At 72.5% G+C, this 13253-nt stretch carries 11 protein-coding genes; 9 read left to right on the forward strand and 2 right to left on the reverse strand.

The genetic code is table 11. The features are described from left to right. The first annotated feature begins 50 nt into the window (after positions 1–50). The 3 genes from E8M80_RS00225 (at position 51) to E8M80_RS00235 (ending at position 4996) form a co-directional block, all read left to right on the forward strand. The gene (locus E8M80_RS00225) at positions 51–1763 is read left to right on the forward strand and encodes an acyl-CoA dehydrogenase family protein (RefSeq protein ID WP_137123645.1); all 1713 of its coding nucleotides are present in this window, start codon (positions 51–53) and stop codon (positions 1761–1763) included. Between the two features lie 66 nt (positions 1764–1829). Next, positions 1830–2981: a TAXI family TRAP transporter solute-binding subunit gene (locus tag E8M80_RS00230; RefSeq protein WP_137123646.1), complete on the forward strand. Its 1152-nt coding sequence runs from the start codon at positions 1830–1832 to the stop codon at positions 2979–2981. An 80-nt stretch (positions 2982–3061) separates the two neighbouring features. Beyond that, positions 3062–4996, forward strand: coding sequence for a TRAP transporter fused permease subunit (locus E8M80_RS00235; RefSeq protein WP_137123647.1), 1935 nt, complete (start codon positions 3062–3064; stop codon positions 4994–4996). A 10-nt stretch (positions 4997–5006) separates the two neighbouring features. Here E8M80_RS00235 and E8M80_RS00240 read toward each other — a convergent pair whose 3' ends face one another. After that, the gene (locus E8M80_RS00240; RefSeq protein ID WP_137123648.1) at positions 5007–5960 is read right to left on the reverse strand and encodes a mitochondrial fission ELM1 family protein; all 954 of its coding nucleotides are present in this window, start codon (positions 5958–5960) and stop codon (positions 5007–5009) included. A gap of 63 nt (positions 5961–6023) precedes the next feature. On the opposite strand from E8M80_RS00240, the gene E8M80_RS00245 reads away from it, so the two are divergent. From E8M80_RS00245 to E8M80_RS00270, 6 genes are all read left to right on the forward strand, one after another. Next, positions 6024–6737 carry an orotate phosphoribosyltransferase gene (locus E8M80_RS00245; RefSeq protein WP_137123649.1) on the forward strand — a complete coding sequence of 238 codons (714 nt, stop codon included), beginning with the start codon at positions 6024–6026 and terminating at the stop codon, positions 6735–6737. After that, positions 6734–8383 carry a peptide ABC transporter substrate-binding protein gene (locus E8M80_RS00250; RefSeq protein ID WP_137123650.1) on the forward strand — a complete coding sequence of 550 codons (1650 nt, stop codon included), beginning with the start codon at positions 6734–6736 and terminating at the stop codon, positions 8381–8383. Before E8M80_RS00245 ends, E8M80_RS00250 begins: the two co-directional genes overlap by 4 nt. Next, on the forward strand, positions 8383–9315 hold the full coding sequence (locus E8M80_RS00255) for an ABC transporter permease (protein ID WP_240789830.1): 933 nt from the start codon (positions 8383–8385) through the stop codon (positions 9313–9315). The genes E8M80_RS00250 and E8M80_RS00255 overlap by 1 nt, the downstream gene beginning before the upstream one ends. Next, complete coding sequence (locus E8M80_RS00260) at positions 9312–10148, forward strand: ABC transporter permease (RefSeq protein ID WP_137123652.1); 837 nt, start codon at positions 9312–9314, stop codon at positions 10146–10148. Before E8M80_RS00255 ends, E8M80_RS00260 begins: the two co-directional genes overlap by 4 nt. A gap of 130 nt (positions 10149–10278) precedes the next feature. Further along, on the forward strand, positions 10279–10665 hold the full coding sequence (locus tag E8M80_RS00265; protein WP_137123653.1) for a hypothetical protein: 387 nt from the start codon (positions 10279–10281) through the stop codon (positions 10663–10665). 166 nt (positions 10666–10831) lie between these two features. Then, the gene (locus E8M80_RS00270; RefSeq protein WP_137123654.1) at positions 10832–11164 is read left to right on the forward strand and encodes a hypothetical protein; all 333 of its coding nucleotides are present in this window, start codon (positions 10832–10834) and stop codon (positions 11162–11164) included. Positions 11165–11270: 106 nt separating this feature from the next. Here the strand turns inward: E8M80_RS00270 and E8M80_RS00275 are convergent, their stop codons facing one another. Further along, positions 11271–13250: a PhoX family phosphatase gene (locus E8M80_RS00275; protein ID WP_170979122.1), complete on the reverse strand. Its 1980-nt coding sequence runs from the start codon at positions 13248–13250 to the stop codon at positions 11271–11273. Positions 13251–13253: the final 3 nt, after the last annotated feature.

Genomic DNA, 13253 nt, shown 5'->3' on the forward strand with positions numbered 1-13253 from the left:
GGGAGGGCAGCGCCCTCCCCAAGGCCACCGCTTGGTCGTAGCCTTGCGCCATGACCGTCATCCGCCCCAACCGCCCAGCCCCCATCGGCGCCGAGGCCGTCCCGGACAGCCACGGCCTCAACCTCTATCGCGCCGACCCCACGCTGGCCGCGCTGCTGCGGATCTATCTGCCGCCCGACCTCGACGCGCATCTGGCGCCGCATCTCGACCGCCTCGGCGCGCTCGCGGGCGGGCCGCTCGCGGGCCTGGCCGCGGCGGCCGACGTGCACCCGCCCGAGTTGCTGCACCGGACGCGGCGCGGGGAGGACGCGCAATCCATCGCCTACCACCCCGCCTATCGGGAAATGGAGCGCCTGGCCTTCGGGGAATACGGGCTCGCCGCGCTGTCGCATCGCGGCGGCGTGCTCGGCTGGCCGGCGCCCATGCCGGGGGCGGCGAAATACGCCATCACCTATCTGTTCGTGCAGGCGGAATTCGGCCTCATGTGCCCGGTCTCGATGACCGACAGCCTGACGCGCACGCTGCGCAAATTCGGCGACCCGGCGCTGATCGACCGCTACCTGCCGGCGCTCACCACGCAGGACCTCGACGACCTTTACCAGGGCGCGATGTTCATGACCGAGCAGGGCGCGGGGTCGGACATCGCCAATACGGCGGTGACCGCGACGCCCCAGGCCGACGGCACATGGGCACTCACCGGCGACAAGTGGTTCTGCTCCAACGCCGATGCCGAGCTGGCCATGGTGCTGGCGCGGCCGGAGGGTGCCCCGCCGGGCATCAAGGGCGTGTCGCTGTTCCTGGTGCCGCGCGTGCTGCCCGACGGCACGCCGAACGGCTACCGGATCGTGCGGCTGAAGGACAAGCTCGGCACGCGCTCGATGGCGTCGGGCGAGATCGCGCTGCAGGGCGCGACGGCCTGGATGCTCGGCGAGCCCGGCGCGGGTATGCGCCAGATGGCCGACATGGTGAACAATTCCCGCCTGTCGAACGGCGTGCGCGCGGCCGGCATGATGCGCAAGGCGGTGACCGAGGCGTTGTTCATCGCCCATCGCCGCATCGCCTTCGGCACGCCGATCGTCGCGATGCCGCTGATGCGCCGGCAGCTGGCCAAGATGCTGGTGCGTGCCGAACAGGCCCGGTCGATGGTGTTCCAGACCGCGGAGGCCCTGCGCCGGTCCGATGCCGGCGAACCCGGCGCCTACGCGCTGCTGCGCATCCTGACGCCGCTGCTGAAGTTCCGTGCCTGCCGCGACGCGCGCGTCGTCACGGGCGACGCGATGGAGGTGCGCGGCGGCTGCGGCTACATCGAGGACTTCCCCGATGCCCGGCTGATGCGCGACGCGCATCTGGGCTCGATCTGGGAAGGCACGTCGAACATCGTGGCGCTCGACGTGCTGCGTGCCGCGGCGCGCGAAAGCTCGCTCGAGGCACTGGAGGCGCATCTCGGCGCACTGCGCGCCGCGACGCCCGATCCGCTGCCGCTCCTCGACGACGCGACGGCCCGCGCCGTCGCACTTGCGCGCCATGCCGGCGCCGAGGGCGGGCCGGTGCTGGCGCGCCAGGCGGCGAGCGGCCTCTTCAACGTCACCGCGGCCACTGCGATGGCATGGGAGGCAGCGCGGGCCGGCCTGCCGGAGCGGCGCGAGCTCGCGCGCCTCGTGCTCGTGCACCGGGTGCTGCCGCGCGACCCGCTCGATCCGGGCGCGGACGGGATCGCCGACGAACTCCTCCACGACCCGGGCGCGGCCGCCGCGACGGTTTGACAGGCCCGCGCGTCCTCGGGGTAGTCTGCGGGGCCACAACCAAGAACAGAAGGAACGGGAGCCGCCATGATCACCCGCCGCACGGGACTTGCCCTCACCGCAGCGCTCGGCACCGGAGCCCTCGCCCGGCCGGGCCTCGCGCAGACCGCAATGCCGGACCTGCCCTCCACGATGGTCTGGTCGGTCTACGACGTCGGATCCGCCGGCTATGTGGAGGCCTCCGCGATTTCCGACGCGCTCGGCCGCGCCCATGGCTCCCGCGTCAGGCTGCTGCCGTCCGGCACGTCGATCGGGCGCATCCTGCCGCTGAAGCAGCGCCGCGCGTCCCATGCCTGGCTCGCCAACGAGTTGTTCTTCGCGGCCGAGGGCATCTACGAATACGCGACGCCCGACTGGGGCCCGCAGGATTTCCGCGTGCTGATGGGGCGCAAGAACGCGTTCTCTGTCGTGGCCACGAAGGAAAGCGGCATCACCAAGCCCGAGGACCTCAAGGGCAAGCGCATGGCCTGGGTGCCGGCGAATTCGTCGGTCAACATCAAGGTCGAGCCGGTGCTGGCCTTCGCGGGCCTTACGCTGAATGACGTGCAGCTCGTGCAGTTCCCGTCCTACGTGGCCAGCCTGCGCGCGCTGATCGAAGGCCGTGCGGACTGCGCCGGCGCGGCGGTGAACACGTCCGTCCTGCGTGAGCTGGAGGCAAGCCCGCGCGGCATCTCCTGGGTGCAACTCGACCCGAACAATGCGCAGGGCTGGGCTGCGATGCGCCGCGTCGTCTCCTTCGCCGAGCCGCTGCGCGAGACGATCGGCTCGGGCGTGTCGGAAAGCTCGCCCGCGAACGTCATGGGCTACCGCTACCCCATGATCACGGTGAATTCCGACACGCCGGACGCCGAGGTCTATGCCCTGATGAAGGCGGTGCACCAGACCTTCGACCTCTACAAGGGCGTCAACGCGACCATGCCGCGCTGGGCGATGAGCCAGGCCGGCACGCCGCCGATGGACGCGGCCTTCCACCCGGGCGCGATCCGCTTCCTGACCGAGGTCGGCGTCTGGAACGCCGAGGCGCAGGCCTGGCAGGACGGCGCGCTGCGTCGCAACAACACGCTGCGCCAAGCCTGGGGCGAATTTCTGCCCGGCGCACGCAGCCGCAACCTGGAAGGCGAGGCCTTCTCGAACGCCTGGGGCGAACGCCGGCGCGCCGCCCTCGCGACCCTCGGCTGAAGCTTCGCCGCGCCCACCCGTGACGCCGCCGCCGGCCCGTGCCGGCGGCGGTTTCGTCTCCGCCGCCAGGACCACCCCGCATGTCCAGCACCGCCAGCGCGCAACCCATGCCCGAGGATCCGGAGGCGCGATCGACACGCCTGACGGGCGCTGCCTTCTGGGCGGCCTTCGTGCTCGCCTCGGCGGGTCTGATGCTGACGGTGAACCAGGTGTTCAACCTCGGCATCGGCGGCTTCCGGCCGATCAGCACGGCTTACTACTACCTGGTGCTCGGCTGCTTCGGCGGCTTCGCCTTCCTGGCCTTCCCGGCACTGAAGTCGCACAAGGCGCGCGTTCCCTGGTTCGACTGGATCTGCGCGGGAACGGTTCTGGCGCTCGGCATCTGGCTCGCGACCGAGGCGCTGCGCATCCAGCTCGCAGGCTGGAACGCGACGGCGCCGGACTGGGCCGCCTGGCTCGGCGTGCTGCTGCTCGTGCTGATCCTCGACGGCGTGCGCCGCACGGGCGAGATCGTGCTGTTCATCGCCTGCCTGCTGTTCGGCCTTTTCCCGCTCATCGCGGATAGCGCGCCGGGCTTCCTCTGGGGCGTCCAGTTCACGCCGCTCGATGCCGCGCGCGAGCATGTCTTCGGCACCGAGAGCATCATCGGCATCCCGATGCAGGTGGTGAGCGACACGCTGATCGGCTTCCTCGTCTTCGGCGTCGTGCTCTCGGCCACGGGCGGCGCCGCCTTCTTCATGGATTTCGCGCTGTCGCTGATGGGCACCTCACGCGGCGGGCCGGCCAAGGTGGCGGTGGTGTCGTCGGCGATGTTCGGCATGCTCTCGGGCAGCCCGACCTCGAACGTGCTGACCACCGGCACGCTCACCATCCCGACCATGAAGCGCTGCGGCTACGCGCCGCACTACGCCGGCGCGGTCGAGGCCTGCGCGTCGACGGGCGGCGCGCTGATGCCGCCGGTGATGGGCGCGGCCGCCTTCATCATGGCGAACTTCCTGAACGTGCCCTACGCCGAGGTGATGGTCGCCGCCGTGCTGCCCAGCGTCCTCTACTACGGCGCGCTGTTCCTGCAGACCGATCTCTATGCCGTGCGCAACGGCCTGCGCGGCGTGGCGCGCAGCGAAGTGCCGCCGCTGCTGCCCACGCTGCTGTCCGGCTGGTACTACATCGCGGCGATCGTCGGCCTGACCGTGCTGCTGCTCGCTTTCCGGATCGAGGCGGAGGCGCCCTTCTGGGTCTGCCTGTTCCTCCTGGGCATCGCCGTGCTGCGCGCGCGGACCACCGGGTTCAACCTGCGCCGCTTCTGCGGCCTCGTGGTCGATGCCGGCCAGGCGGTCGCGCAGCTGGTCGCGCTCATTGCGGGTATCGGGCTCATCATCGGCGCGCTGTCGATGACGGGCGTCGCCAATTCCTTCTCGCGCGAGCTGGTGCAATACGCGGCGGGCAACATCGCGCTGCTGCTGTTCTTCGGCGCCATCACGTCGTTCATCCTCGGCATGGGGATGACGGCCTCGGCCTGCTACATCTTCCTGGCCATCGTGCTGGCGCCGGCGCTGGTGCAGGCGGGGCTCGACCCGATGGCGTCGCACCTCTACGTCCTCTACTGGGGCATCGTGTCCTTCATCACGCCGCCGGTGGCGCTTGCCGCCATCGCCGCGGCCTCCATCGCGAAGTCGAGCCCGATGCTCACGGGGCTGATGGCGCTGCGCATCGGCTTCCTGCTCATGCTGCTGCCGGTGCTGTTCGTGCTGCAGCCGGCGCTGATCCTGCGCGGGGACCTGCCGACCATCGCGCAGGCGGTGCTGACCGCGGCCGTCGCGGTGGTGCTGATCGCCTCGGCGCTCGAAGGCTACGTCTACAAGGTGGGCCGGACGCCGCTCTGGGCGCGCGTGCCGATCCTGCTGGGCGGGCTGCTGATGCTGATCCCGGAAGGCACGACGGACCTGATCGGCCTCGCGGTCGGCCTGGGTGGCATCGCGGCGCTGCGCCTGGCGCGGCCGCCCGCGCCGGCCTGAGGCAGCCGGCTCAGACCGGCCAGTCCTCCAGGAAGCGTTCCGCCACCTCGAAGGCGACGCGCCCGGTCTCGTCGAGCGGCTCCCGCGCGAAGGGGGTGGGCGCCTCGGCCAGCGGTCGCGCCTGGCGCGCGGCATAGAGGCTGTCGTGCAGGCGCCGGTGGCGCGCCCCGAGCCCGCCCGGATCGGCGATGAACACCGGCACCTCGGTCGCCAGCGCCTCCGAGACCATGGAGACGGAATCGCCCGTCACGACCACCGCATCCGCCCAGGCGAGCAGCCCGGCATAGGGGTTGGCGCCGCCATCCCCCCAGCGATGCAGGTGGTGCGGCAGGTCGCCGATCATCCCGGCCGCCGCGGTCTCCGCCGGACGGCCGGTGCGGCGCGAGCCCGTGGCCAGCACGCTGCCGGCGAAGCCCGCGACCTGGCGGGCGATGGCGGCCGCCGTGCCCGGCGCCATGCCCTCCCCCCGCGGCGGGCCGCCGAGCAGCAGCGCCACGCGCGGCGACGGGAAGGCGGCGAACATGCTCCATTCCTCCCGCGCCGCCGCCAGGCGCGCGGGCGACATGCGATGCGTCGCGCCCAGGATCGCGACAAGGTTCGGTGCCGCCGGCGGGGAATCGTGCCGCCCGGCCACCAGCAGGCCGAAGCGGTGCTCGGCGAAGCCCGGGCGCATGCAATGGACGGTGCGCGCCCCCTGCCCCGCCAGCCACAGCGCGACCGGCGCGCTCCTGCGCCCGGCCGAGATCACGAGGCGCGGCCAGGGCGGCGCGAGGCCGCGGCGCGCCGCCGCGCCCATCCCCGCCAGCGTCGGCCAGCGCAGCGGCAGCCGCGCGAGCGGCCCCCAGGCCAGCGGCATCGTGCGGAACGGGCGCCCGAGCCGTTCTGCGATGCCGATGGCCTGCGCCGCCGTTCCCGCCCGCGGGTCCGCCAGCACCCAGATGCGCCCGGCCTCCGCCTCCGTCATGGACGGCGCCCGCACTGCCGATTAGGACAGGGGCGACAAGGACCACCACCAGGACAGACCGCCATGACCGCGCTGCACGCCTCCGACTGGGACCGCGACGCCGCCCTGACCACCGCGCGCATCCTGCTCGAGATCAAGGCGGTGAACTTCCGCCCCGAGGAGCCCTACACCTTCACCAGCGGCTGGGCCTCGCCGGTCTATATCGACTGCCGCAAGATCATCTCCTTCCCGCGCGCGCGCAACCGCATCATGGAACTCGGCGTCGAGAAGATCGGCCGGCATGTCGGCTACGAATCGATCGACATCGTGGTGGGCGGCGAGACCGCCGGCATCCCCTTCGGCGCCTGGATCGCCGACCGGATGATGGCGCCCATGGCGTATGTGCGGAAGAAGCCCAAGGGCTTCGGCCGCAACGCGCTGATCGAGGGCGAAGTGCCCGTCGGCCAGCGCACGTTGCTGGTCGAGGACCTGACGACCGATGGCGGCTCCAAGATCCGCTTCGCCAATGCGCTGCGCGAAGCGGGCGCGATCTGCGACCACACCTTCGTGGTGTTCTACTACGGCGTCTTCCCAGGATCCTTCGAGAAGCTGAAGGAGATGGGGCTGAACCTTCATCACCTCTGCACCTGGTGGGACGTGCTCGAGGTGTGCCGGGAGAAGCCGTATTTCAGCGAGGCCGCGCTCAAGGAAGTGCGGAAGTTCCTCGAGGACCCGGTGTCCTGGTCCGTCGCGCATGGCGGGGCGGGCGAGGCGAAGCCGAAGGACGCGGCCGAATGAGGCTCGGCGCCGCCGCGCTCCTGCTGGCGCTGGCGGCGCCCGCCGCCGCGCAGCCGCGCGACAGCCTGACCATCGGCATCACCCAGTACCCCTCCACCTTCCACCCCAACATCGAGAACATGGCGGCCAAGTCCTACGTGCTGGGCTTCGCGCGCCGTCCGCTCACCGCCTATGGCGCCGACTGGCGCCTGGCGTGCCTCACCTGCGAGACCCTTCCCAGCCTCGAGAACGGCGGCGCCGAACGCGAGACCACACCCGACGGGAAGGCCGGCATCCGCGTCACCTTCCGCCTGCGGGAAGGGCTGCGCTGGGGCGACGGCACGCCGGTTTCCGCCGAGGACCTCCGCTTCGCCTGGGAAGCCGGGCGCGAGGCTGCCACCGGCTTCGGCCCGGCGGAATTCTACCGCAGCGCCTACGAACTCATCGTGGTGGACCCGCGCACGGTCACGCTGCGCTTCGACCGCGTCACCTTCGAATATGCCTCGATGGGGGACTTCCAGCCGCTGCCCGCGCATGTCGAGCGCGCCCGCTGGCAGGCCGACCCGCGCGCCTATCGCACCCGCACCGCCTACGACACGGAAACGACCAACCCCGCGCTCTGGAACGGGCCGTGGCGCATCACGGGCGTGCAGCCCGGCGCCTCGGTCACGCTGGAGCGCAACGAGGCCTGGACCGGCGCCGCGCCCGCCTTCCGCCGCATCGTGATCCGCACGGTCGAGAACACGCCGGCGCTGGAGGCGCAGCTTCTCGCGGGCCAGGTGGACATGATCGCGGGCGAACTCGGCCTGCCGATCGAGCAGGCCATCGCGCTGGAGCGGCGTGCCGGCAACCGCTTCCGCTTCACCTACCAGCCGGGGCTGATCTACGAGCATCTCGACCTCCGGCACGACCACGTGGCGCTCGGCGACCGTCGCGTGCGCCAGGCGCTGCTGATGGCGACCGACCGCGCGACCATCACCGAACGGCTGTTCGGCGGCCGCCAGCCTGTGGCGCATACCAGCGTCAACCCGCTCGACCCGATGCACGACCCGGATGTGCGGCGCTGGCCCTTCGACCTGGCCCGGGCCCGTGCGCTGCTCGACGAGGCCGGCTGGACGCCCGGGCCGGACGGCATACGCCGCAACGCAGCCGGCGAACGCCTGTCCCTCGAATTCATGACGACCGCCGGCAACCGCGCACGCGAACAGGTGCAGCAGGTGCTGCAGGGCATGTGGCGCCAGGCGGGCATCGAGGCGCGCATCAGGAACGAGCCGCCGCGCGTCTTCTTCGCGGAAACCCTGTCGCGCCGCCGCTTCCAGGGCCTCGCGCTGTTCGCCTGGATCAGCGCGCCGGAAAGCGTGCCGCGCAGCGCGCTCCATTCGGACGAGATCCCGCGCGAGGAGCGCAACTGGTCCGGCCAGAACTACGGCGGCTTCCGCAACGCCGAGGTGGACGCGCTGACCCACGGCATCCCCGAGGAACTCGACCGCGAGCGACGCCGCGCGATGTGGCGCCGCTTGCAGGCGATCTACGCGGAGGAGCTGCCCGCGATCCCGCTCTGGTTCCGCGCCGATGCGCATGTCTGGCCGCAATGGCTCGATGGCGTGCGGCCGACCGGGCATCTCAACGCCTCGCCGTTGTGGGCGGAGGAATGGCGGGTGCGCTGATGGGGCGCATCCTTCCCGCCCGCCTCGCGCAGATCGCGGCGACGCTCGCGATCCTTTCCTTCTGTGCCTTCGCCCTGATCGCGCTGATGCCCGGCGACCCGATCGAGGTCGCCATCGCCGGCGACCCGCGCCTCACCTCCGAGGACGCGGCGCGGATGCGCGCGCTGCATGGCCTCGACCGGCCCTTCCACGAACGCTACCTCGCCTGGGCGTCCGGCCTGCTGCGGGGTGATTTCGGCTATTCGCGCCTGTTCGCGCAGCCCGTGGCGGCATTGCTCGGGCCCGCGCTGCTGTCCACGCTGGCACTCGCCGGCACGGCGCTGCTGGTCGCGCTGACGCTCGGCGTGGCGCTGGGCGCGCTCGCGGCATCGCGCCCGCGCGCCGCCCCGGCGGTGGATGCGATCGCGGTGATGGGCCAGGCGATGCCGACCTTCTGGCTCGGCATCCTGCTGATCATCGCCTTCGCGGTCACGCTCGGCTGGCTCCCGGCCGGCGGGGCGGCCGAAGCTGGCGCGGGGCTGCGCTACCTGGTGCTGCCGGTCGCGACGCTCGCCATCGCGCACCTCGCCGCCTATGCGCGCCATTCGGCCGCGAGCCTCGAGGCGACGCTCACCGAACCCTGGATCCGCACCGCCCGTGCCCGCGGCGCGCCGGAGCGCATCGTGCTGTTCCGCCATGCCTTCCCCAACGCCGCGCTGCCGGTGCTGCAGATCGCGGCACTCGATGCCGGCGCGCTGGCCGGCGGCGCGCTGGTCACCGAGACGGTCTTCGCCCGCCCGGGCATGGGCAAGCTGCTGTACGACGCGGTGATGGGCAACGACACCAACCTCGCGCTGGTCGCGCTGCTGCTGGTCGCGCTCACGACCATGCTCGCGACGCTCGGCGCGGACCTCGCGCAGCGCGCCCTCGATCCCCGGCTGCGCGAGCGATGAGCCGCCTCGCCCTCGGCCTCGCGCTGCTCGGCGCGCTGGCGCTGGCCGCCATCGCCGCGCCCTTCGCGGCCGATGCGCTCGGCCACGATCCCTTCGCGCCGGACCTGCTGGCGCGGTTCGAGCCGCCTTCGGCCAGGCATCCGCTCGGCACCGACGACCTCGGGCGCGACATCCTGCTGCGGCTGCTGTTCGGCGCGCGGGTCTCGCTCGCGGTCGGGTTGGCGGCGGCGCTGGCCGCGACCGTGATCGGCACGGCGGCCGGGCTGCTCGCCGCCTGGCGCGGGGGTGTCACGGACGCGATCGTGATGCGTCTCGCGGATTTTATGCTGGCGCTGCCCGCCCTGCCGCTGCTCGTGCTGCTGGCCGCGGCGGACCCGTCCCGAATCGGCCTGCCCGCGCGGGGGGAGCCGGCGGGGGACGTACTCCGCATCGTCGTCATCCTGGCGGTCTTCGGATGGGTCGGCGTGGCGCGGCTCGCGCGGGCGGCGGCACTGGCCACGCTCTCGCGCGACCATGTGCGCGCCGCACGCGCGCTCGGCGCCGGGGAGGCGCGCATCCTCGCCCGCCACGTCCTGCCGGCCCTTGTGCCCCCGATCGCGGTCGCGACCGCGCTCGCCGTCGCGGGTGCGATCCTGGCGGAGAGCACCCTGTCCTTCCTTGGCCTCGGGATCAGCCCGCCGGCGCCCTCCTGGGGGAACATGCTTGCAAATGCGCAGGACCTCGTGTTCAGCGCCCCCTGGGCGGCCATGTGGCCGGGGCTTACGATCATGGCCACGGTCGCGGGCTGCACCCTGGTCGCGGACGGCGTCCGGCGCCGGGGACGGGCACGCTGACCCCAGCCGGCGCGGGGCTTTCGGCCGCAGGACTTGTTCCGGATCAAGGCAGCGCCCGGCCCGCTGCCGCAACCTTCACCCGACGGCCCCGGCGGGGCCGCCACCACACGCGAGGAATGCAGGACCGACCATGACCGACACGCCCTTCTCGAAGTCCATGATGGACCTGCTCTCCCACATCCGCCTGCCGGCGGCGGATGCGCCGAGCCATGCCGAGGGCGCCGCGGCCGACCCGCAGCAGCCGCTGGCCGAGGATGTCGGCGGCCCGCACGCCGTGATCGACCACCTGCTGGCCGAGGTGGAGCACGACCTGCGCGCGGGGCATCACCAGGCGGCGAGCACGGCGATCGGCCTGGTGGGCACCCGCGTCAGCCTGGACGCGATGCGCGGTGCGACGCCGCCGCGGCATGTCGAGTGGCTGGCCGCGCATCTCCGCACGGCGGCGGCCGAGATGGCGCAGGGCCATCCCGGCAAGGCGCTCCATGCGGTGCGACGGGCGCGGCTGGCGCTCCGCTGAGCGCCGCCGGGGACGGCGCTGCGCAGGTGCAGCAAATGTTTCCGATCAGTCACTTTCCGGACAAGCCTGCGACAGGCCGGCAAGCGTAGAGTGTCCTCCAGGTAGCGGGCCCCCGACCGTGCCGTCACGCCCTTGCCGGTTCGCCGGTCGAAAAGGATCCGACGCCATGTCTCGAGCCTTCCTGCTTGCCGCGGGCCTCCTGCTTGCCCTCGGGACCATGGGTTCCGCCAGCGCGCAGCCCAGCGGCGCCGGCGCGAACCGCACCGAAGCCGCCGCCGCGGCCGATGCCCCGCGGGCGCAGTCACCGCGCCGGACGCGCCGCACGGAGGCGCAGCGCCAGCGCCGTTCGCGCGGCGAGGCCAGCGCCGCGCGTCGCAACCGCGGGGAGACGCGCGCGCAGCGCCGGTCACGCGGCGAGGCCAGCGCGCAACGGCGGCAGCGCGGCACCCAGACCGCGTCGGCCGACCGCCGCACCCGCCAGGCGCCCCGCGCGCAATAGGCGCAGCGGCGGCGCGTCCCGGGGAACCTCGGCCTGATGCGACGGGGCCGCGGGGCCCCGTCCGGCAAGGAGGCGCGGCCGGTGCGTCGCCCAATCGGCTGAGGTTCTAGTCTCCGATCACCCCGCCATCCTTCTTCACGATGGCGATGACCGACGGGCGCGGCGGCACGCCCTCGGCGAAGTCGGGCCAACGGGTGGACGGCCGCTCGAAGGTGGAACCGCTGTCTTCGCCCGGATGCTGGATCGCGAGGAAGACCGTGCGGTCGTCGGGCGTGAAGAGTGGCCCGCAGACCTCGGCCCCCGTGGGCGCCTGGTAGAACAGCCTGGTCAGCGCCCGGCCGCGGCCCGAGGTATCGGCGGCATAGAGGCCATCCGCGACGCCGGCTGCCGAAGGCGCGCCATCCGTCGCGATCCAGATCCGCCCCTTGCTGTCGAAGGCGCAGTTGTCCGGGCAGGACAGCCAGCCATCGGCGCTGGTGGCGCGGTGGTATTGCGCGCCGGCGTCGATGCCCGGCTTGCCGGCCACCAGGAACAGGCCCCAGCGCATCTCGCGGGCGGCGTGGTCGACCTCGGCGGTCCCGGCGCCGGGCGGGATGATCTCGACCACATGGCCGTGCGCGTTGCGCGCGCGGGGATTGGCGGCATCGACCTGCTGCGCCGTGCGGCGGTCGTTGTTGGTCAGCAGGACGTAGACGCGGCCATTCGCCGTGTTGGGCTCGACATCCTCGGGCCGGTCCATAGGCGTCGCGCCCAGCAGGCTGGCGGCCTGGCGGCAGTTGATCACGACATCCGCCTGGCTGCGGAAGCCGTTCGCCTCGGTCAGCGGGCCCTGGCCGTGCACCAGGTCCACCCACTCCACCTTGCCGTCGGCGGCGAACTTCGCGACCGAGAGCGTGCCCTCGTCCAGCAGGTCGCGATTGGCGGCGCGGTTCTGCCGGTCATGGGGACGCGCGGTGACGAAGCGGTAGACGAACTCGAAGCGCTCGTCGTCGCCCATGTAGATCACCACGCGGCCGTCCTTGTTGACGGCGTGGTGGCAGCCCTCGTGCTTGAAGCGGCCGAGTGCGGTGCGCTTCACCGGCACGCTCTCCGGGTCGTAGGGGTCGAACTCGACCACCCAGCCGAAGCGGTTGGGCTCGTTCGGTTCCTTGCCCACGTCGAACCGGTCCATGTGCTGCGGCCAGGAATACCAGGCGTTCTGGCCGATGCCGTAGCGGCGCCAGGCCGCGTGGCGCGGGTTCTGCTGGTTCGCGGCCTCGGCGCCGCCGAAATAGCCGTTGAAGTTCTCCTCGGCCGTCAGCACCGTGCCCCAGGGCGTATTGCCGCCGGCGCAGTTGTTGAGCGTGCCGAGCACGCGCAGACCGGTAGGATCGGCACTGGTCTTGAGCGCGTCATGCCCCGCCGCGGGGCCGGCGACGCGCATCGGCGTCTCGCCGGTGATGCGGCGGTTGAAGCGGCTTTCCTTCACGTAGCCCCAGCGGCCGCCGGTCCTGCGGATCTCGACGACCGACATGCCGTGCGCGAGCAGCTCGGTCTTCGCCTGCTCGGCGCTGGCGCGCAGCGCGGCGGCGCGGCCCGTGCCCATGCCCGGCCACATCAGGTTGGTGTTGGTGTATTCGTGGTTGACCGCGAGCAGGCCGTGGTCGCTCGTGGTGCTGCCCGCGGGCAGCGGGAAGAAGTCTAGATAGTCGTTGTTGTAGCCGAACTGGCGCGCCTGCGCCTCCGGCGTGGTGCGGCCGGGCGCGAAGTCCGGCGCATCGGCCAGGATCGGGTCGCCCCAGCGGATCACCGTCTGCACCTCGTAGCCCTCGGCCACGGCCTCGGTCTGCGCAAGCTGGTGGCGCAGTTCCTGGAAGCCGAGCGAGGAGGGGCCGCCGGTGCGCGGCGCACCCTGCGCCTGCGCATCCTCGGGCAGCGCCGCGATGGCGGCCGCGGCCGCGGCCGAGCCGAGCAGCGCGCGACGGCCGTAGCGGGCCTCGATCAGTTCGCCGATCGGGCGGCGCGGGTCGGGGTTGGAGGTGCCGAGGCTCTCAGAGGCGTCGATCATCTCGTCCTCGGGCGTCGGTGTCAGATGCGTGTCGGGCATGGC

This window comes from Roseomonas sp. HF4 (assembly GCF_005222755.1).
Lineage (GTDB): Bacteria > Pseudomonadota > Alphaproteobacteria > Acetobacterales > Acetobacteraceae > Neoroseomonas.

Coding starts and splice junctions, on each gene's coding strand:
- E8M80_RS00225 (WP_137123645.1), top strand. CDS start 51: ATGACCGTCATCCGCCCCAACCGCCCAGCCCCCATCGGCGCCGAGGCC.
- E8M80_RS00260 (WP_137123652.1), top strand. CDS start 9,312: ATGAGCCGCCTCGCCCTCGGCCTCGCGCTGCTCGGCGCGCTGGCGCTG.
- E8M80_RS00275 (WP_170979122.1), bottom strand. CDS start 13,250: ATGCCCGACACGCATCTGACACCGACGCCCGAGGACGAGATGATCGAC.
- E8M80_RS00255 (WP_240789830.1), top strand. CDS start 8,383: ATGGGGCGCATCCTTCCCGCCCGCCTCGCGCAGATCGCGGCGACGCTC.
- E8M80_RS00230 (WP_137123646.1), top strand. CDS start 1,830: ATGATCACCCGCCGCACGGGACTTGCCCTCACCGCAGCGCTCGGCACC.
- E8M80_RS00245 (WP_137123649.1), top strand. CDS start 6,024: ATGACCGCGCTGCACGCCTCCGACTGGGACCGCGACGCCGCCCTGACC.
- E8M80_RS00265 (WP_137123653.1), top strand. CDS start 10,279: ATGACCGACACGCCCTTCTCGAAGTCCATGATGGACCTGCTCTCCCAC.
- E8M80_RS00235 (WP_137123647.1), top strand. CDS start 3,062: ATGTCCAGCACCGCCAGCGCGCAACCCATGCCCGAGGATCCGGAGGCG.
- E8M80_RS00240 (WP_137123648.1), bottom strand. CDS start 5,960: ATGACGGAGGCGGAGGCCGGGCGCATCTGGGTGCTGGCGGACCCGCGG.
- E8M80_RS00250 (WP_137123650.1), top strand. CDS start 6,734: ATGAGGCTCGGCGCCGCCGCGCTCCTGCTGGCGCTGGCGGCGCCCGCC.
- E8M80_RS00270 (WP_137123654.1), top strand. CDS start 10,832: ATGTCTCGAGCCTTCCTGCTTGCCGCGGGCCTCCTGCTTGCCCTCGGG.